This window comes from Neiella holothuriorum, from assembly GCF_019457915.1.
In the GTDB taxonomy this organism is placed as follows: domain Bacteria; phylum Pseudomonadota; class Gammaproteobacteria; order Enterobacterales; family Neiellaceae; genus Neiella; species Neiella holothuriorum.
Map to the genome: position 1 here is coordinate 78,700 of NZ_JAHZSS010000019.1, position 18,151 is coordinate 96,850.

Genomic DNA, 18,151 nt, shown 5'->3' on the forward strand with positions numbered 1-18,151 from the left:
CTTAGGTTTATTCAGTTAGCGACTTAAGCGCTTGTTGCAGCGACTCATATGCTTTAGCAACATCTTCTTCCTTCAACGGCTTATTATCGTCATTAAAGATGCTAATAGTCGTCGTGTCACCACGGTCACCGAAGAACAACTTGTAGTCTCCTGACTTGATACCCACTTCTTTAGTTTCTGAGAACAGGTGATTCAAGTTCCAGTTACCAGGCACAGTAACGTAGTACGTTGCCTGCATGCGTTCACGGTCTTCAACGACAAAACCGGCAGCCTCAAGCAATGATTCAGCATTTTCCCATGCTTGATCGAATGGCACAGCGGCAACAATAGACGCTAACCCTTTCTGATCAACCTGCATTGACAAGGCCATTGCGCGTTGCTGTTCAATGGTTTTCTCTTGTTTCAACGCAATCATGTCGTTTTGATATTGCTTCACTACACCATTAAGCACGTTAACGGTAAAGTTGTCGCGCTCTACTTGAGTTGGGCGGTTACGTTCCATGGTTTTATCAAGATAACGCTCAAAGCCAACCATTACAGCACTCAGTTTTGCGGTGCGGCCGGTGCGGCTAACGTCTAAATTGAAGGCGTAACGCGCTCTAACCTCAAGCTTACCGGTGCGCTCAATAAAGTAGTCTTCAATACCAAAAAAGTAGCTTGGTGCTTCTTCACTGTCGGCAACAAACCAGTCGGTTACCAGCACCCCCTCTTCTTTGTCCCAAAAACGGGCGGCGATGTCGTTACGTTCTAAAACGTTCCACAACGATTTCCAAATCCCATCAATGGGGTTTTCGCTTTCATAACGGGTAATATCAAACTCAATGGAAGCACGACGATCTTCACCCTGTGGGCGCAAGCTACCGTCAACCAAGGTTAGAACTTGGATTGGCGCAGAAATCACTAAGTTTTCGCCAATGGCCGTTTCGTCCGTCGTTTCAATCTCAGGGATGTGATAATCAGGGCGCTTTGGCGGCGCCTCTAAGTCTTCAGGTACAACGAAGACAGGATCACTTTTGGCATCCACGTACTCATAATCTGAGCGGGCGCGATTTTCATTTCCGGCGCATCCTGCTAGCAGGAGGCTACCTGCCAATGCACCGAATACTAATGTTCTCAAGACCATTTACTCCCGAATTAAAGCGTCAAGCCAGCATCAATCATGGCTTGTTCCATGATGGCTTGGTTCGGCTCAGCTAGCGTGGTTAGTGGTAGTCGTAAGGCTGGCGTTGCAGCTTTACCAAGTTTCCAAAGGCCCCATTTCACCGGGATTGGGTTTGCTTCTACGAATAAGTTTTGGTGCAACGGCATCAAACGTTGATTGATGACCTCTGCTTCTTCGGCTTTACCAGCTTTAGCGAGTTGACATAGCGTCGCCATTTCTGCCGGTGCCAAGTTATTGGTGACAGAAATAACGCCATCGCCGCCGTCGAGCATAAATTGCAGGCCAGTGGCATCGTCTCCGCTTAACAAAATGAAGTCGTCACCACAGCCTTCTCGCAGCGTTTTCACGCGCGATACATCGCCGGTTGCTTCTTTGATACCAACAATGCCATCAACCTTGGCAAGCTCAATAACGGTTTCCGGCAACAGATCAACCGCGGTCCGACCCGGCACGTTATAAAGAATTTGTGGTAACGCACTGTTTTCAGCAATGGTTTTATAGTGCAGATACAAACCCTGCTGTGTGGGCTTGTTGTAATAAGGGGTCACGCTTAAGCATGCCACGGCACCAGCTTTCTCTGCGGCTTTAGTTAACTCTATCGCTTCGCGGGTACAATTAGCCCCCGTGCCAGCAATTACATCAATACGGCCAGCTGCGAACTCGACGGTCTTTCGAATCACGTCCTGATGCTCTTTAACGCTTAACGTTGCTGATTCACCAGTGGTACCAACCGCAACAATGCCGTTGGTGCCAGATTCAATATGCCACTCAACCAATTGAGCGAGCGCGTCGTAATCAACGCTTCCCTGATCATCCATTGGAGTGATCAATGCGACGATGCTTCCTGACAGCATGAAATAATTCCCCTGAAAACCTAAGCGCCCTATGGTAATTTGCAGCCTTGTTAAAGACAAGGTTGAACTACAACCTAAACGGCACCGTAATCACATCCGGAGCCTGTGATTGGCGCTGTTAGCACAAAAAATAACCATTTCTTGCAAATGCGGCATCACAACAAAATGAGTTATCACTTAAGAACTAAGGAATAAACCATGAACCCAATTCAACCAGGAACGCCCGCGCCGGCTTTTGAACTTCCGAATCAAGCCGATGAATTGGTCAAATTATCTGACCTCAAAGGCAAGAAAGTGTTGGTCTACTTTTACCCAAAAGCACTGACTCCCGGATGTACAACCCAAGCTTGTGGTCTGCGCGATAGCAAAGCCGAGCTAGATGAACTCAATACGGTTGTCTTTGGTGTTAGCCCCGATCCGGTTAAACGCTTGCCAAAATTCATCGAAAAATATGATTTAAATTTTGATTTATTGTCAGATGAAGATCATGCCATTGCCGATGCTTTTGGTGTGTGGGGCCTGAAAAAATTCATGGGCAAAGAGTACGACGGTATTCACCGCATCTCCTTCCTCATTGACGAAAACGGTGTTGTTGAACACGTATTTAATAAGTTCAAAACCAAAGAACACCATGACGTGGTTTTAGCCTACTTAAACGCCAGCTAATATAGTCTCCTATAGAAAAATAAGACTCATTAAAAAGCCCGCTTCAGTGCGGGCTTTTTAGTTCATTGGCGCTTGTTACGTTCGCATTGGATTGCTCTCAACCACGTCAACCCACAACAACAAATGAGACAACTGCAACGACCACCACGATTGCCCACACCACAGGGCGACCCCAATTTTCGTTTTTACCGACGATGTATTTAGCCAAAGGCTTTTTGTTAAGCACAACGTGAAATAGAACCAAGGCAATGCTTATGAAACCTAAATACAAATGGATATCTTTGTATTCATGCTTCGTCAAACCTGCCCAAGCCCACTGACTAGAGCCGGGACCATGAGGTGCCACAAATAGGATCAGTCCTGTCACGATAAGGACAATAAACGAGGAAGCCAAAACAACCGTTGTATAGGGCCTAAAGCGATTAAAATTCATTTTAAATCTCTTCCACTTACGTTAAGCAATTAATAAGTCTGATTACATCAACAGTGTGAAATCTGAAGCCAATGAAACTAACTCGAGCGTTTACATGATGGGCGAGCTCGAAACTCTTCGGCACTGATAAAACCGTCTTCGTTTGTGTCCAATTGCTCGAATAGGCTTAAAGAGTCGCCAGCGTTTCTTTGCAACCGAGCTTGACCGGCCCGCCGCAATTGACGATCTGAGTGAAAGGTTTCGAACTCGTCTTTTGAAATCAAGCCATCGTTATTAGTATCGATGTCGATAAATTCAGGTTGTTGCTGCCGGCCACCGTAACCTAGACTCTCGGCTTCTGGGGCCACAATTAATAAGATGGTAGTTGCAATTGTTGCAAGAGCTAAACTGTTCATGTCCATTGTCTATGTAGAGTGCACACATCTAGGTATAGCCCAATATAACCACTAAAAATGTAAGGTTTTGTAAGCCCGAAAACTGCTTCTTCATACAAACGCAATCTGAGCTTAAGTCGCTGAACGATAATTTAGACGTATTGTATTTTGCGGAACATGAACAAGCCTATCGTTTCAGAAATTTGTCGCAGTTGATTAGAGCGCAGTAACTATTAAATTTTAATTATCATTTGATTTGTAAATATGACCGACATTGGAGAACTAAACAGCGCGCTTCACAGGTTTTAGCCTATTTAAACGCCAGCTAAATAGTCGCCTACAACAAACAATGACCTATTAAAAAGCCCGCTTCAGTGCGGGCTTTTTAGTTCATTTGATGATTGACTTGTTCGCTTTGGATTGCTACACCGTTTGCGGCGCATCACCGTCATCGTCATGGTGACTCGTTGGCCAAGCGGTGATCACGGCTTTCACTAAGGTCGCAAGCGGAATAGCAAAGAACACACCCCAAAAGCCCCACAGCCCGCCGAACACCAGCACCGCAATGATGATTACCGCCGGATGCAGGTTAACAGCTTCAGAGAACAGCAGTGGTACCAACAAGTTGCCGTCCAGCGCTTGAATAATGCCGTAACCCAGCATTAAGTAACCAAATTCAGCGGTGACACCCCATTGAAATAAGCCCACTAAGGCTACCGGAATGGTCACTAAAGTCGCGCCAACATAAGGAATGAGTACCGACAAGCCAACCACAACTGCCAGTAACGCCGAGTACCGTAAGTCCATAAACACGAAGAAAATGTACGACGCGATGCCCACCACCAAAATTTCAATCAGCTTGCCGCGAATATAATTGACGATCTGTTGGTTCATTTCGTCGCCAACTTGGTTCACCAACGAACGGTTAGCCGGTAAAAATTTCCCCAATCCCGCCAGTAACGTTTTCTTGTCTTTCAAGAAAAAGAACACCAACAAAGGGACCACAAAGAGATAGATCAACACTGTCATCAAGCTCACCAACGACTGCAATGAGGTCGACAAAAATGCTTGGCCGTGACTCACCACCGAATCGCGCATGCCATCGATGACCAACTCAATGCGGGCCTTACTGGCAAATTGAGGGTAATTTGATTGAAACTCCCACAGGCCGTTACGCGCCTTTTCAAACATAATGGGTAACTCGCTGGCAAGATTGACTCCTTGCCCCCAAACCAGTGGGATCAAGCCAAGCACGCCAATGAGCAATAAGCCCACAAACAAAATCAATACGAGCGAGCTTGCCAAGCCACGGCGAACCCCCAACAACTCCAGTTGAGTGACCGGCCAATCAAGTACGTAGGTCAGCGCAATCGCCATCAAAATAGGCGCTAGCAGTGAACCGCCAAAGTAAATCAGTAGAAAGCCCGCTAACAAAATAGTGAACAGGCTTACAGCGGCAGGATCTGAAAATTTGCGTTGGTACCAACGCTGCATCATCTGCAACATACAGCGATGAACTCCTTACGGAATTAATTCGAATGACACAAGAATGCCATACTAATCCAATGACTAGTATGTAAAACATTGGCCTCAATTGACTGAGAGCGACACCAGCCGAGGATATCCTTGACGCTGTCCGGATCTTTCATCCGAACTTCCAGTGACTGGCCAGGCTCTAAAGTAAGCAACGCTTGCTTACATTTTACAAACGCCATTGGGCAACGCTCACCCGTTAAGTCAATGAACGTTTTTGGAATTGTAGAAGAAACCTGAGGATGTCGTGGCATAGGTCTGATTATTTCAGGACAAACCAATACTGACAATGGCCTTTTAGACCAAGACAAGGTTAAACTGCCACGCAGGTACGACTGGGGCGGGGAAACAAACAGTCGCAGCATCAATGGAAGAATAAGCTATTGAATTTATTATTTTGTAATAAGCCGGTTGGCATTAAATCGGTGTTTAGAAAACTTCGGATGACCGGTGCGAGCGTATTGTTGATGCTGGCCTTATCTCCGGCGTCGCTTGCCGTGTCTACCGGTAATAACCTGCCAGATATCGGTACGGCAGGTTTGTCAGCACTTACCTTGGAAAAAGAACGCGTGATTGGCGATCTTTCGATGCGGCAGATCCGCGGTAGCTACCCGCTCGTTCACGATCCGGTATTGCAAGAACACCTTGAAACCGTAGGTTACCGAATAGTCACAGCCACCAAAAACCCCATTCATCCATTTAAATTCTTCTGGGTGAATGAAACCAGTATTAACGCCTTTGCCTTTTTCGGCGGCCACATTGGGGTTCACGTTGGTCTTTATCTATATGCCGACACCGAAAGCCAAATCGCTTCGGTTGTTGCCCACGAAATCGCCCACGTTAATCAGCGCCACCTCGCTCGCCGGATTGAATCTCAAATGCAAAACCAGCCGGCAACAATTGGCGCCGCGCTCGGTTCAATTATTTTAGCCGTCATTGCGCCCCAAGCCGGTATTGCTGCACTGCAAACCACCTTAGGTGTGTCGCAACAAATGACCATTAACTTCACTCGTAAAAATGAGGCCGAAGCCGACCGCATTGGCATGCAAGCGCTGGTGGCTGCGGGTTACGATCCTTATGCCGCCGCCGATTTTTTTGAAAAAATGGCCGCTCAATATCGCTACGTGAGTACCCCGCCGGCTTTCTTACTAACTCACCCTATTCCTGAATCTCGGGTAGCTGATGCCGAACTAAGGGCGCAGCAATTTCCCCGTAAAGCTTATCCGGTAAGTGTCGATTTCGAATTTGCAAAAGCCCGGATTGAAGCGCGCTACAGCGGAAAAACGGCTAAAATAATGGAAGTGGAGTTTGAACGCCGCATTAAGAAAAAAGAAACGAGCTTTGAAGACTCCGCCATTTATGGCTTAGCACTGGCGCAATTTGACGCAGGCAATGCCAAAAAAGCCCGAGCCACGATCAAGCCTCTATTAACCAAATATCCGCGCAATCTATTTGTCATTGATGCCATAACCGACATTGATATGTCGACCGGTAATCAACAAGCCGCCGAGGCCAGACTGGCTGATATTTATGGCTACATGCCAAATAACCAAGTGATCACCCTGAACTACGCCAACATCCTGATTCAACAAAATAAAACGAATGAAGCGGTTGATATATTAAACCGTTTTCGGGTTAAGAATCCGGAAAACATGGTGGCACTAAACCTGTTAAGTGATGCCTACCAGAAGCAGGGCAATACTGCGATGCATTACAGCGCAATGGCCGATAGGCTCGCGTTGATGCTGCAATATGATCAAGCAATTACCATGCTGGAACGTGCTCTTCGAGCCACCCCCGATGACAACAACATTGAGATTGTTAAGTTGGAAGCGAAGGTACGCCAGTTCCGTAACGAGTTAGCACGACTCAAAGCCATGTAATGCAGTTGAAAGCTCCTCTTAGGAAGAGCTTTCAGCCTCATTGGTTAGACTTTGGTCTGCTTGCGAGCCACCAATCCATATGACATAAATGGCCCCGCGTTAAGGCCATACAATGACTATAAATTAGGGTTAGCCCATGAATTCATTCCGAATCTATCACAATCCACGCTGCTCAAAATCACGCCAGACACTCGCACTTCTCAATGAAAATGGCATTGAGCCTGAAGTTGTGGAGTACTTGAAAACCCCAATCACGCCAGGTGAAGTAGCCTCGTTGTTGGAATTACTGCATTTGTCGCCACGGCAGATCATGCGCACCAAAGAAGCCGAATACAAAGAACAAGGCTTGGCCGATAGTGAATTGTCAGATGCCGCGTTAATCAACGCCATTGCCAAAAGCCCGAAACTGCTTGAACGCCCAATTGTCGTCAAGGGAGAACTCGCGGTGATCGGCCGCCCGCCAGAAAACGTTCTAACCTTACTGGATTAAGACGACCCGATTGTTTAACAAGTGGCCCGCATGTCTTGGCATGCGGGCCACTTGCATTGAATTGGTTTGATCTCTACCCTGCCTGCGTTTTTTAGTTCAACAGGATTAGCCACGATGAGTAACAAAGAGCCTGCGTCTGCAACAACGGTCGAAGCCATGCGCAAGCTGGCATTAGTCGGCTACTTTGGCGTTATAGCCTTGGTTATTCTGTGGCAAAGCATGCTGTCCCCTCACCCTCATGTCTCTTCGATGTGGTTAAGTGTGCTGTGGTTAATACCACTCCTATTCCCGTTAAAAGGCATGATAAAAAATAACCCTTACACTCATGCATGGAGCACGTTTATTGCAATGCTCTACTTGATGCATGGCTGTGTACAGGTTTACGTGGAGCCAGAGGAACGGTTATTGGCGGCCATTGAAATTGGCTTGGTTAGCTGTTGGCTAATTGGCTCAATTTTCTATGCCCGCTGGCGCGGCCAACAGTTAGGATTAGGGCTGAAAAAACGTAAGAAGTGATCGGCCATTGGCATCGACATCACACCGAGTCGAAAGCTTAGTAGCCGAGCGCCTGTTTGATAAACGGCACCGTAAGCTTGCGTTGCGCTTGCATCGAAGCGGTGTCGAGCTGATCTAAAATCTGCCACAAATCAGCCATGTCACGGCTTGCTCGATGAAGCAAAAAACGCCCCGCATCATCTGACAAAACTAACCCTCGCATATTGGCTCGCAGCTGCAAAATGGCCAGCTTGCTCTCGTCAGACGGTGCCGCTAATTGGTAGCTCGTCCCCCAATCTAAACGCGAGCCAAGATCGGGTAATTTAACGTCTAAATGCCGCGCGGCGGCGTTAGCGCTCACTATCAGTAATTTGCCTTGCTCTTGAATACGATTGTACAAATCAAAGATGGCTTGCTCCCAAGCATTCAGACCAGCAATGGCATCAAGGTTATCAAGCGCAACCAAATGCAATGATTCCAAACCATCGAGCATGGCCGGATCCATATTTTGATGATGTTGCAGCGGCACATAACTGCTTGGCTGATGACAACCCGCACACCAGTTTAAGGCCGCGTGGAGTAAGTGGCTTTTACCCGCGCCTTGCAGCCCCCAGACGTACAAGAATCCACCGTGTTCAGCATTCAGCGATTGTTTTAGCGCCGCAATCAGCGCCTCGTTGCCAGCCGGATAGAAGCTGGCAAAGGTTTCATCATCGGGAAGTTGAATGGCCAGCGGCAACTGGCCGGAAGGATCACTGTTCAGAGCGGAATACCTTTTTATTCATCAACAAGCTCAATTACATCTGCCACATATAGGCGGGCATTTCAGGTTCGCTTGGCTCACTGTCGTCGTCTTCGCCATCATTCATAGGTTCCGACTCAGCAAAGGCTGGTTCCAGCGCTTGCAATTGCTTATCCAATGCCAACGCCTGATAGAAGTCCGCAGCGGCGCCAAGCAAGTTGACACTAAAAACAGCTTGATTAGCGCTGAAATCTTGCAGCGCAACTTGTGAGACCATCGCCATGCTGGCGAGGCTTTGTTCGGCTTTCAATACTCGCGCCAAATCGGTTAGATTGTAAATCTTAACCTGCACGCTGTCAGTTGCTGACAAGCCCGTTTGGGTGGCAAATTGTTGGCCTAGCGTATCGGCCATTTGCTCTAACCATTCCGGCAATAAGGTATCAAGTGAGCCATTTAGCTGATTTTGATACCAAGCTTTATGAATGCCTGTTGGCTGCTTGTTGCTCAATTGGTAAAAAGACCACTGGATTTGATATTCATCGCCGCCTATCTCGTACAGCTTCGCCATGACCATTTGGTCGGCACTATAGCGACTAGACGCTTCAATGGCTGGACCGGGGAAGTTGCCCCAGATATCAGCTGCATCGACTAACATAATGTCGTCTAGATCGAGCAACGGCTGCATCATTGGAATGCCGCGCTGGCGCAGCACATCCCTTAAATTGGCGTTTTCTAGTAATGGGCTTTGTTCGTTCACCAGTTCACGTTCGAAATCTTGCTCGGCGGCCAACCAGACAATGGTCATGGGCCGTAAGCTGCCCCAAATCGGTAAGTTCGCCTGACGCAACAGTCGATCAACCGCCTCTTGATTAAACGTCACTTCCAACCAGCGCTTACCGCCATCATCAATGTAGCCGTATTGCACTAAGTACTGTTTCACCGATTGACGCTGCGCCATGACCAGTGCATTGCTCAATGCGGCTCGTTGCCCGGATACCCGGACCAACACCTGATCAAAGCCTTGCGATAATCCGGATTGCAATTTTACCGACGCATCAACGCGGGCGGTATAGAGGTTTGCAACTTCCGCTGCCAACAGTTGCAAAGGACTCAGCAGAACAAGTAGCAGAACAACAACTCGACGACTCACAATAATTCCTTGTCTGGTGCTTATGCCAGGAACGAATAGCGTCATGAAAGAATTCATCAATATCAAGACGCCAAGCTAGTAACAAAGCGAGAAAACATGGGTGCAATTTAGTGGCATGTATAGTAGCAAGTCCAGCCCAAACTGACGAGTACGGTCGATTAACTGAATAAATTTGCGGAAATGTCAGGATCGAGGGTCTCAGCAGTTCCCCCGAGAACGAACGATTGTTAGAATACCGCGTCTTTTTTTGCCAGTTCGACTGAGGTTACACGTGAGCGAGAACAAACCTTCCTTGAGTTACAAAGACGCGGGTGTTGATATTGATGCCGGTAACGCATTAGTAGACCGCATCAAACACGTTGCGAAACGCACATCCCGTCCCGAAGTCATGGGGGGATTAGGTGGCTTTGGTGCACTTTGCCAACTGCCGACCAATTACGATGAGCCTGTACTCGTTGCTGGCACTGATGGTGTGGGTACTAAATTACGCTTAGCCATTGATCTTAAAAAACATGACACCGTTGGTATCGACTTGGTGGCAATGTGTGTGAACGATCTAATCGTACAAGGTGCCGAACCGCTGTTTTTCCTCGACTATTACGCGACCGGCAAATTGGCTATTGATACTGCAGCCGATGTCGTCACTGGCATTGGTGCGGGCTGTGAACTTTCCGGTTGTGCACTGATTGGTGGTGAAACAGCTGAAATGCCAGGCATGTACGAAGGTGATGATTACGACATCGCTGGTTTCTGCGTTGGCGTGGTTGAGAAGTCAAAAGTCCTCGATGGCACTAAAGTCGCTGCCGGCGATGCCTTAATTGCACTGGGTTCAAGTGGCCCGCACTCAAACGGCTACTCTTTAGTTCGCAAAATTCTAGAAGTATCCGGAGCGGACACCAGCGAAGCATTTGGCGACAAAACACTGGGCGAAGCACTGCTCGAACCAACGCGCATCTACGTTAAATCCGTACTTGAGCTGCTAAAAACAACAGACGTGCACGCGATTAGCCACATTACTGGCGGCGGTTTCTGGGAAAATATTCCTCGCGTCCTGCCAGCCAACACCAAAGCCGTCATTGACGGTAACTCATGGCAGTGGCCAGAAATTTTCAACTGGCTGCAGGCCAATGGCAATGTTGAAACTCATGAAATGTATCGCACCTTCAACTGTGGTGTGGGCTTAGTCATTGCCCTGCCTGTGGATCAAGTTGATGCCGCGCTGACGTTGCTGAAAGAGCAAGGTGAAGATGCCTGGTTGATTGGTTCAATTGCCGCCGCTGAACAAAACGAAGAGCAGGTCGAAATTAAGTGATAACCGATAAAGCACGCATCCTTGTCTTGCTCTCTGGTAATGGCAGCAACTTACAAGCCATTCTTGATGAATCTGCCGCGGGTCACCTCGCTGGTGACGTGGTTGGCGTTATTGCCAACCGCTCTGATGCCTACGGCTTAGAACGAGCAGGTTCTGCATCAATTCCAACCAAGGTGCTTGAACACACCTTGTTTGCCAGCCGAGAAGATTACGACGAATCGCTGGCAGGGCTCATTGATACGTTTGAGCCAGACATCATCGTGCTTGCCGGTTTCATGCGCATCCTCACAGCAGATTTAGTACGTCGTTATCAGGGCAAAATGATCAATATTCACCCGTCCCTGTTACCGAAATACACCGGGCTAAACACTCACCGCAGAGCCATCGAAGCTGGCGACAAAGAGCACGGTTGTTCCGTGCATTTTGTCACCGAAGAATTGGACGGAGGCCCTGTCATTCTGCAAGCCAAAGTACCAATTTTTGAAGATGATGATGAACAATCGGTGCAACAAAGAGTCCAAGAACAAGAACATCGCATTTTCCCATTGACGGTGCACTGGATTGCTACCGGACGCGCAAAGCTCATTGATGGCGTTGCTAATTTAGACGGAAAACCTTTACCTTCGGTTGGATATGCGGCAGATTAATTAACAAAATAATTACTATTTAGGGGATCTATCATGCGTAATTGGTTGCTGCTTGCATCCATGGTCTGTTTCGCACAATCAAGCTTGGCTAATGATCCCTTTGAATTAGTTGCGTTTCACAGCAATTACAAAGTCTTCCGTAACGGAAGTGAAGTTGGTAATGGGCAACGCACCTTTCACAATAGTACCGATGGCCGTTGGTATTTCGCCTCAGAAAGTAACCTTAGCTGGTTCATCCTATCTGATAAACGTAAAGAGCAGAGCTGGCTAAAGTTAACCGATGGTCAGGTAAACTCCGTTGAATACCAATTTAACCGCTCCGGCACCGGTCCAGACAAAGAAAGCCACATCATCTTTGACGATGATAAGAAAAGCCTCACCGATATTTACGATGACGACCCATTAGAAACAGACTGGAGTGAAGATTTACTCGATCCGGTTGGTTATCAATTACAGATGCGGTTGGATGTTGCTGCCGGCAAAAAAGAGTTGTCTTACCCTGTTTTGTATAAAGGTGAGCGACGCGATTACCGCTATGAAGTGGTTGGCGAAGAGCTACTTGACCTACCGATTGGCAAGGTCGAAGCGGTAAAAATCAAGCGTATTCGAAACAACAAACGACGCGAAACGTTTGTTTGGTTGTCAAAAGACCATGACTTTATCGTTGCCCGCATCTGGCAATCGAAAGATGGCGAAGAACAAGCTGATTTGCGCCTAGCCGATTATCAGTTATTTGATGAATCCGCCGCCAATGAGCAAACGGATTCATAACGGGCGTTAATTGCTCGCGAGCAACTCGCCTTCTTTCAATAGAATCCACTGGCCTGGCACCATCTCCTGCCACTGTTCATCCTTCGTTAACGGCTGCGTGGCCACGACCGATACAACATCATTGGGCGTGGTTTCTTTGGCAAAGTCGATTTCCCAATCATTGTCCAACAGCGTTGCTCGGCCAAATGGCGCCCGTCGGGTGATCCAGTGCAACTTAGTAGTGCAGTACGCAAAGAGCCAGCGGCCGTCGGTCAGCAACATATTGTAGACCCCTTTGGCTCGCAACTTATCAGCATGCTTGGCCACAAACCGAGCGAATGCCTCCGGATTACGAGGGCCATTTGGATAGTGCTGTTCAATCTGCCCCAGTAAATAGCAAAATGCCATTTCTGAGTCCGTATTGCCGACCGGCTGAAACGATCCCAGCGGAAGCTGTTTGTAATCAGATAACTGGCCATTGTGAGCAAACGTCCACATGCGGCCAGCCATTTCGCGCTCAAATGGGTGCGTATTCTCGAGTCGCACGCCGCCGCGATTGGCCTGCCGAATATGGCCAATTACGATTTCACTTTTAATCGGATACTGCTCAAGTAACTTGGCAATTTTGCTTTGATAACTTGGTTCCGGATCTTTAAAGCTACGGCAGCCTTTACCTTCATAAAATGTTAGTCCCCAGCCATCGCGATGCGGGCCGGTTTCACCGCCTCGACGCAGCAAGCCAGAAAAGCTAAAACAAATATCCGTGGGCACATTGGCACTCATGGCCAACAACTCGCACATATCAACAATTCCACTGAACAAAAACAATTAGCCGTGAATGATAACGCAAATCAGGATCGACTCGCTTGATCCGAACAAGCGTTTGATCTATTAATACTCTCAACTCGTAAGAGGTCTGACCTCTTAAATAATAAAAAGTGAGGGAAGTTCTGTGGAAATCTTGGTCTGGAGTTTGAGTTTAATTGCAATCATCGGCGTGGTTAGTTACCAACGCCAATCGTTGCTGGTCGCGACACTAGCAACCGCCACTTGGCTGGCGTTTGGGCAATTTGTACTGTCGGTGCCAGCTTGGAGTTGGTTAATTTGGGCGGCCTTACTCGCACCGCTTAACCTCACCAGTATTCGTCGTAGCCTACTGAGCCAACCCATGTTGCGGGCTTATCGCGGCATCATGCCGGAAATGTCGACAACCGAACGCGATGCAATTGCGGCGGGCACAACATGGTGGGAAGGTGAATTATTTCGCGGTAATCCCGACTGGCAAACGCTACATCGCTACCCGGCTCCAAAGCTGAGTACTGAAGAACAAGCCTTTATTGATGGTCCGGTGGAAACCGTTTGTCAGATGACCAATGATTTTGAGATCACCCATGAGCGAGCCGATTTACCACCGGAGATCTGGCAATACCTCAAAGACAATGGCTTTTTCGCCATGATCATTAAAAAACAGTACGGCGGACTTGAGTTTTCAGCCTACGCACAAAGCTATGTGCTGCAAAAGCTCGCCACCGTCAGCGGTGTGTTAGCCAGTACCGTGGGTGTACCAAATTCTCTTGGCCCAGGTGAATTACTGCAGCACTACGGCACTGACGAGCAAAAAAATCACTACTTGCCGCGCCTGGCAAAGGGTCAGGAAATTCCATGTTTTGCCCTAACCAGTCCAGAAGCAGGCTCAGACGCTGGAGCCATTCCCGACCGCGGTACGGTGTGTATGGGCGACTGGAAAGGCCAGCAAGTGCTTGGCATGCGTTTAACCTGGAATAAGCGCTATATCACACTGGCACCGGTCGCCACCGTGTTGGGTTTGGCATTCAAACTCGATGATCCTGAGCAATTGCTTGGCGGTGAAAAAGAATTGGGCATTACCTGTGCGTTAATTCCAACCGACACACAAGGCGTCGATATTGGTCGCCGCCACTTCCCGCTGAATATTCCATTTCAAAATGGCCCGACTCACGGCACTGATGTCTTCGTACCGATTGATTACATCATTGGAGGCCAAACTATGGCCGGTCAGGGCTGGCGTATGCTGGTTGAATGTCTATCTGTTGGTCGAGGTATTACATTGCCCGCCAATGCCACTGGCGGCGCTAAGATGGCGGCAATGGCCACGAGTGCTTATGCCCGTATACGCCGCCAATTTAAGGTGCCTATTGGTTACTTAGAAGGCATTGAAGAGCCGATGGCTCGAATTGCCGGTAGCGCTTATTTAATGGACGCCGCAGCCAACCTAACAACTACGGCTATCGACTTGGGCGAGAAACCATCGGTGATCTCCGCCATCGTTAAGTACCATCTGACTAACCGTGGTCAGCAGGCCATTATCGATGCGATGGATATTCAAGGCGGTAAAGGGATTTGTATGGGGCCATCAAATTACCTTGCTCGCGCTTATCAAGGCGCGCCAATTGCGGTAACCGTTGAAGGTGCCAACATTCTAACCCGCTCGATGATTATTTACGGTCAAGGCGCAATTCGCTGCCATCCTTATGTTTTAGCAGAGCTCGAAGCTGCCAGTCTAACTGATCAAAACAAAGCGCTGGCCGATTTTGATAAAGCAGTATTCGGCCACATTGGCTTTGCCATTAGCAATGTGTTCCGCTGCTTATGGTTTGGCTGGGGCGGCTATCGTTTCACTAAATCACCACAGCGCGATGTGACTGCCAGCTACTACCGTCAACTTAACCGCTATTCTGCCAATTTGGCATTGTTGTCGGACATTGCCATGGCAACTCTGGGCGGTTCATTGAAGCGCCGTGAACGCGTATCGGCTCGACTTGGCGATTTGCTCAGTGAGCTTTATCTAAGCTCAGCGGTGCTCAAACGGTTTGATAATGACGGCCGTCCAGCAGAAGACTTACCGCTGGTACAGTGGGCATTAGATGATTCACTGGCACGTTTGCGTCATTCACTCCGCGAACTACTCGACAACTTCCCGGTTGCCGGAGTTGGCGGATTACTTAAAGTGCTCATCATGCCATTTGGTTTGCCAGCAAAACGCGCCGGCGACAAGCTTGATCATCAAGTAGCAAAACTTGCGATGACACCAAGTGACACCCGTGATCGCCTAGGACACATGAGCTTTTTGACCGACTGCGACACTAACCCTGTTGGCACGCTACAAGCCACACTCCATGACATCATTGCGGCTGAAGCCTTAGTTGCAAAAGTCAGTCAAGCTAAAGGTGAAAAAGTGCCATTTATATGGCTTGATAAAATTGCCGAAGAAGGACTGCAACTTGGCGTTCTCAACGAGAGCGAAGTCCAACTACTTAAGCGTGCTGAAGAAGGTCGCATGAAAGCCATTAACGTTGATGATTTTGACCCACAAGAGTTGGTCGCGGACAAATCGACGCTGCCACGAAAGGCGCAACAAAACGCCGCTTAAATTAAGTATTGATAAAGGGGCGTTAGACCTCAGCACAAATCCTTTAGGCGTCATGGCCTCGCTCGGCACATGGCGCCTTTTTTGATCGCGTCATAGGGCGTCAGTAATAACCATTGGAGGCAACAATGGCCGTTATGGCTTTTAGAACAACCTGATAGATGAAGCATCATGCGAACCATAGCGACGTTAAAACACACCTAGGGCTTAACAGTTTGACGTTGTGCTTGCTTAAACTGATACATCTTGGCATCGGCGCGGGCAACGGCCTTCTCTGCTGAGTCATCGTCATTTTCGAGTTGGCTGCAACCGTAACTCAAACTCCAGTCGGCATTTATTCGCCGACCGAACGAGGCAAACATTTTTTCGATACGCTGCATGGTCTGGTTGGCGCCATCAATAGAGCATTCGGGTAACACAATTAAAAATTCATCACCGCCAATACGCGCAGCATTATCACTACATCGAATCACGTCTAGAATCGCTTTGGCCGCCCCTTTAATCATCTCATCCCCCTGTTCATGACCCAGACGATCATTCACTCGCTTGAGGTAATTGACATCAATAAAGCCTACGCTCAATGGTTTTTTGTTGCGGTAAAAGCGCAGCACTTCTCGCTCCAAATGCTCCATGATCGCCTTGCGATTTTCCAGTCCAGTAAGTGCATCATGGCGCGCTTCGAACGCCAACTTACTCAGCAACTGCGCCTGCCGATTCTGCGATACGCCGAGCTTCCAGCCTAAAAAAACTAAAATTGGCGCTAAGACTAAAAAGACCAGCGCGAGGCCAACCAACAACAAATGCGAACTTTCATCAATAATGCGGCTCGGCACGTGCATCAGTAATGTTATTTTTTCACTAATGGTGACTTTAAAGTCAGCACTGGGCGCCAGTTCAAACGTGCTGAAGTAGTATTCACCACTTGCTAAACTGAATGAGCCTGTCTCTTCGGCATGGATCAGATTCCAAGCTTGCGGATTATCTTTGGCAAAATTAAAAGCGCTGCGTTCCGGCAGCATAAAGCCCCATTCTTTACTGTGATTTGGGTGCCACAGGTAGTAACCGGCATCGTTCAACAAATAAACCAAGTCCCCCTCATGCACACTCATTTTATTGAGTAATTCATACAGGCGGTTACCGCGATAGTTCAACAACCCGACTCCAAGCAGTTGCCCTGCGGCAGAATGGATTGGTGTTGCAAGCCTAATCACGGGATTCAATGGCAGCTGTACTTGGCCATTTTCTTGGTTGAGGTCAAAGCGCGACAAATATATGTGCTCAGGAGGCAGCGCTGACGCGTCTTTGAAGTAATAGCGATCCGATTTATTCTGTAGCTCCGTTTCGGCAAGAATAGCCATCGTTTGATCGGCCCGCTGATTGAGCCGAATGACTTCTTTCCCTTTCGCATCGAGAACACGAATCTGATCAAAGCTTTTCTTTAATTCGCCAATTTTACGCATCAGCGATGCTAAATATTCTTTGGCCGACGGATCTAAATGGGCAAGCGTTTCGAGCGCCAACGAGCTATGAGAAAAATACACTAAATCGGCCGCCACAGCGCTGATCTCTTCAGAGATTTTTTGGCGCATTTCAGCAACTTCGTTGAATTGTTTGGTGGCACGATCATTGATTATTTTGTTGTGAGCATTGTTATAAATCACCGTCAACACACACAATAAAAACAAGACTAAACCGAGGCTATAAATCCAAGGCTTTTTGTTTGACCGCAATTCATTGGCAACCACACCAGTTTTTGTTTTCTCGGACATCTATTAAATCAACACCGCTATCCAAACTGCTAATACCAGAATTAACTCAGCCGCCACCATTTATGGTTGAAGCGGAGTGCTTGTGAAATATTAGTTAATAATCCATAAAAAGTATGTGTGTTTAATCAACTCACGATGGTATTGGGGCTGGTCGATGCACTGCGCAGATCACTTTTCCAACATCTAGTGGCTTACAATCAATAAATTCCCCCAAAGCCCTTCCCTGTTAAACAGTAGCCTTAGGAAAAATGCAGAGGACGTGGCATTACAACCATTTCCTATCGTGGTGGGTGTTTGGCGCGGCTAGAGCAATCAAAAACAGATGCGCTGTGTTGCTCAATATTACAGGTGGGAAGTCTGGTATAGCTTTAAGAAATAAAAAAGCCCCGCTCATCAGAGCAGGGCTTTAAAATAAATGGCGGAGTGGACGGGACTCGAACCCGCGACCCCCGGCGTGACAGGCCGGTATTCTAACCAACTGAACT

General features: G+C 47.9%; 18 protein-coding genes. 8 read left to right on the forward strand and 10 right to left on the reverse strand.

The genetic code is table 11. The annotated features are described in order from the left end of the window. Nucleotides 1-7: 7 nt before the first annotated feature. Both bamC and dapA read right to left on the reverse strand, forming a co-directional pair. The gene (gene bamC / locus K0504_RS14245) at nt 8-1,117 is read right to left on the reverse strand and encodes an outer membrane protein assembly factor BamC (protein WP_220104816.1); all 1,110 of its coding nucleotides are present in this window, start codon (nt 1,115-1,117) and stop codon (nt 8-10) included. 17 nt (nt 1,118-1,134) lie between these two features. Beyond that, nucleotides 1,135-2,016 carry a 4-hydroxy-tetrahydrodipicolinate synthase gene (gene dapA / locus K0504_RS14250; RefSeq protein ID WP_220104817.1) on the reverse strand — a complete coding sequence of 294 codons (882 nt, stop codon included), beginning with the start codon at nt 2,014-2,016 and terminating at the stop codon, nt 1,135-1,137. A 198-nt stretch (nt 2,017-2,214) separates the two neighbouring features. Between dapA and bcp the strand changes: the two genes are divergently transcribed. Next, on the forward strand, nt 2,215-2,682 hold the full coding sequence (gene bcp / locus K0504_RS14255) for a thioredoxin-dependent thiol peroxidase (RefSeq protein ID WP_220104818.1): 468 nt from the start codon (nt 2,215-2,217) through the stop codon (nt 2,680-2,682). A 106-nt stretch (nt 2,683-2,788) separates the two neighbouring features. Here the strand turns inward: bcp and K0504_RS14260 are convergent, their stop codons facing one another. The 4 genes from K0504_RS14260 to K0504_RS18640 all read right to left on the reverse strand — a co-directional run bounded on the left by K0504_RS14260 (nt 2,789) and on the right by K0504_RS18640 (nt 5,387). After that, nucleotides 2,789-3,115, reverse strand: coding sequence for a DUF4405 domain-containing protein (locus tag K0504_RS14260; RefSeq protein ID WP_220104819.1), 327 nt, complete (start codon nt 3,113-3,115; stop codon nt 2,789-2,791). 77 nt (nt 3,116-3,192) lie between these two features. Beyond that, nucleotides 3,193-3,510: an EF-hand domain-containing protein gene (locus K0504_RS14265; protein ID WP_220104820.1), complete on the reverse strand. Its 318-nt coding sequence runs from the start codon at nt 3,508-3,510 to the stop codon at nt 3,193-3,195. A gap of 402 nt (nt 3,511-3,912) precedes the next feature. Beyond that, nucleotides 3,913-4,995, reverse strand: coding sequence for an AI-2E family transporter (locus K0504_RS14270; RefSeq protein ID WP_220104821.1), 1,083 nt, complete (start codon nt 4,993-4,995; stop codon nt 3,913-3,915). Nucleotides 4,996-5,018: 23 nt separating this feature from the next. Continuing rightward, a complete protein-coding gene (locus tag K0504_RS18640; protein WP_404823013.1) occupies nt 5,019-5,387 on the reverse strand; it encodes a sulfurtransferase TusA family protein in 369 nt (122 codons plus the stop codon). A gap of 18 nt (nt 5,388-5,405) precedes the next feature. Here K0504_RS18640 and bepA point away from each other — a divergent pair, with 18 nt between their 5' ends. The 3 genes from bepA to K0504_RS14290 all read left to right on the forward strand — a co-directional run bounded on the left by bepA (nt 5,406) and on the right by K0504_RS14290 (nt 7,911). Beyond that, on the forward strand, nt 5,406-6,905 hold the full coding sequence (gene bepA, locus K0504_RS14280) for a beta-barrel assembly-enhancing protease (protein WP_220104823.1): 1,500 nt from the start codon (nt 5,406-5,408) through the stop codon (nt 6,903-6,905). 136 nt (nt 6,906-7,041) lie between these two features. Next, complete coding sequence (gene arsC / locus K0504_RS14285) at nt 7,042-7,395, forward strand: arsenate reductase (glutaredoxin) (RefSeq protein ID WP_220104824.1); 354 nt, start codon at nt 7,042-7,044, stop codon at nt 7,393-7,395. A gap of 114 nt (nt 7,396-7,509) precedes the next feature. Next, complete coding sequence (locus tag K0504_RS14290; RefSeq protein WP_225918149.1) at nt 7,510-7,911, forward strand: DUF2069 domain-containing protein; 402 nt, start codon at nt 7,510-7,512, stop codon at nt 7,909-7,911. Nucleotides 7,912-7,948: 37 nt separating this feature from the next. Here K0504_RS14290 and hda read toward each other — a convergent pair whose 3' ends face one another. Further along, a complete protein-coding gene (hda, locus tag K0504_RS14295) occupies nt 7,949-8,629 on the reverse strand; it encodes a DnaA inactivator Hda (protein ID WP_318837980.1) in 681 nt (226 codons plus the stop codon). 58 nt (nt 8,630-8,687) lie between these two features. Beyond that, complete coding sequence (locus tag K0504_RS14300) at nt 8,688-9,782, reverse strand: DUF2066 domain-containing protein (protein ID WP_220104825.1); 1,095 nt, start codon at nt 9,780-9,782, stop codon at nt 8,688-8,690. A gap of 271 nt (nt 9,783-10,053) precedes the next feature. On the opposite strand from K0504_RS14300, the gene purM reads away from it, so the two are divergent. The 3 genes from purM to K0504_RS14315 are packed head-to-tail and all read left to right on the forward strand — an operon-like array spanning nt 10,054 to nt 12,512. After that, nucleotides 10,054-11,094, forward strand: coding sequence for a phosphoribosylformylglycinamidine cyclo-ligase (gene purM, locus K0504_RS14305; protein ID WP_220104826.1), 1,041 nt, complete (start codon nt 10,054-10,056; stop codon nt 11,092-11,094). Continuing rightward, the gene (gene purN, locus K0504_RS14310; protein WP_220104827.1) at nt 11,091-11,741 is read left to right on the forward strand and encodes a phosphoribosylglycinamide formyltransferase; all 651 of its coding nucleotides are present in this window, start codon (nt 11,091-11,093) and stop codon (nt 11,739-11,741) included. Before purM ends, purN begins: the two co-directional genes overlap by 4 nt. Nucleotides 11,742-11,774: 33 nt before the next feature. Continuing rightward, complete coding sequence (locus K0504_RS14315) at nt 11,775-12,512, forward strand: DUF3108 domain-containing protein (protein ID WP_220104828.1); 738 nt, start codon at nt 11,775-11,777, stop codon at nt 12,510-12,512. A gap of 6 nt (nt 12,513-12,518) precedes the next feature. Here the strand turns inward: K0504_RS14315 and K0504_RS14320 are convergent, their stop codons facing one another. Then, complete coding sequence (locus K0504_RS14320) at nt 12,519-13,292, reverse strand: class II glutamine amidotransferase (protein ID WP_220104829.1); 774 nt, start codon at nt 13,290-13,292, stop codon at nt 12,519-12,521. Nucleotides 13,293-13,443: 151 nt separating this feature from the next. Between K0504_RS14320 and fadE the strand changes: the two genes are divergently transcribed. Beyond that, on the forward strand, nt 13,444-15,900 hold the full coding sequence (gene fadE, locus K0504_RS14325; RefSeq protein WP_220104830.1) for an acyl-CoA dehydrogenase FadE: 2,457 nt from the start codon (nt 13,444-13,446) through the stop codon (nt 15,898-15,900). Nucleotides 15,901-16,097: 197 nt separating this feature from the next. Here the strand turns inward: fadE and K0504_RS14330 are convergent, their stop codons facing one another. After that, a complete protein-coding gene (locus K0504_RS14330; RefSeq protein ID WP_220104831.1) occupies nt 16,098-17,666 on the reverse strand; it encodes a sensor domain-containing diguanylate cyclase in 1,569 nt (522 codons plus the stop codon). Nucleotides 17,667-18,151: the final 485 nt, after the last annotated feature.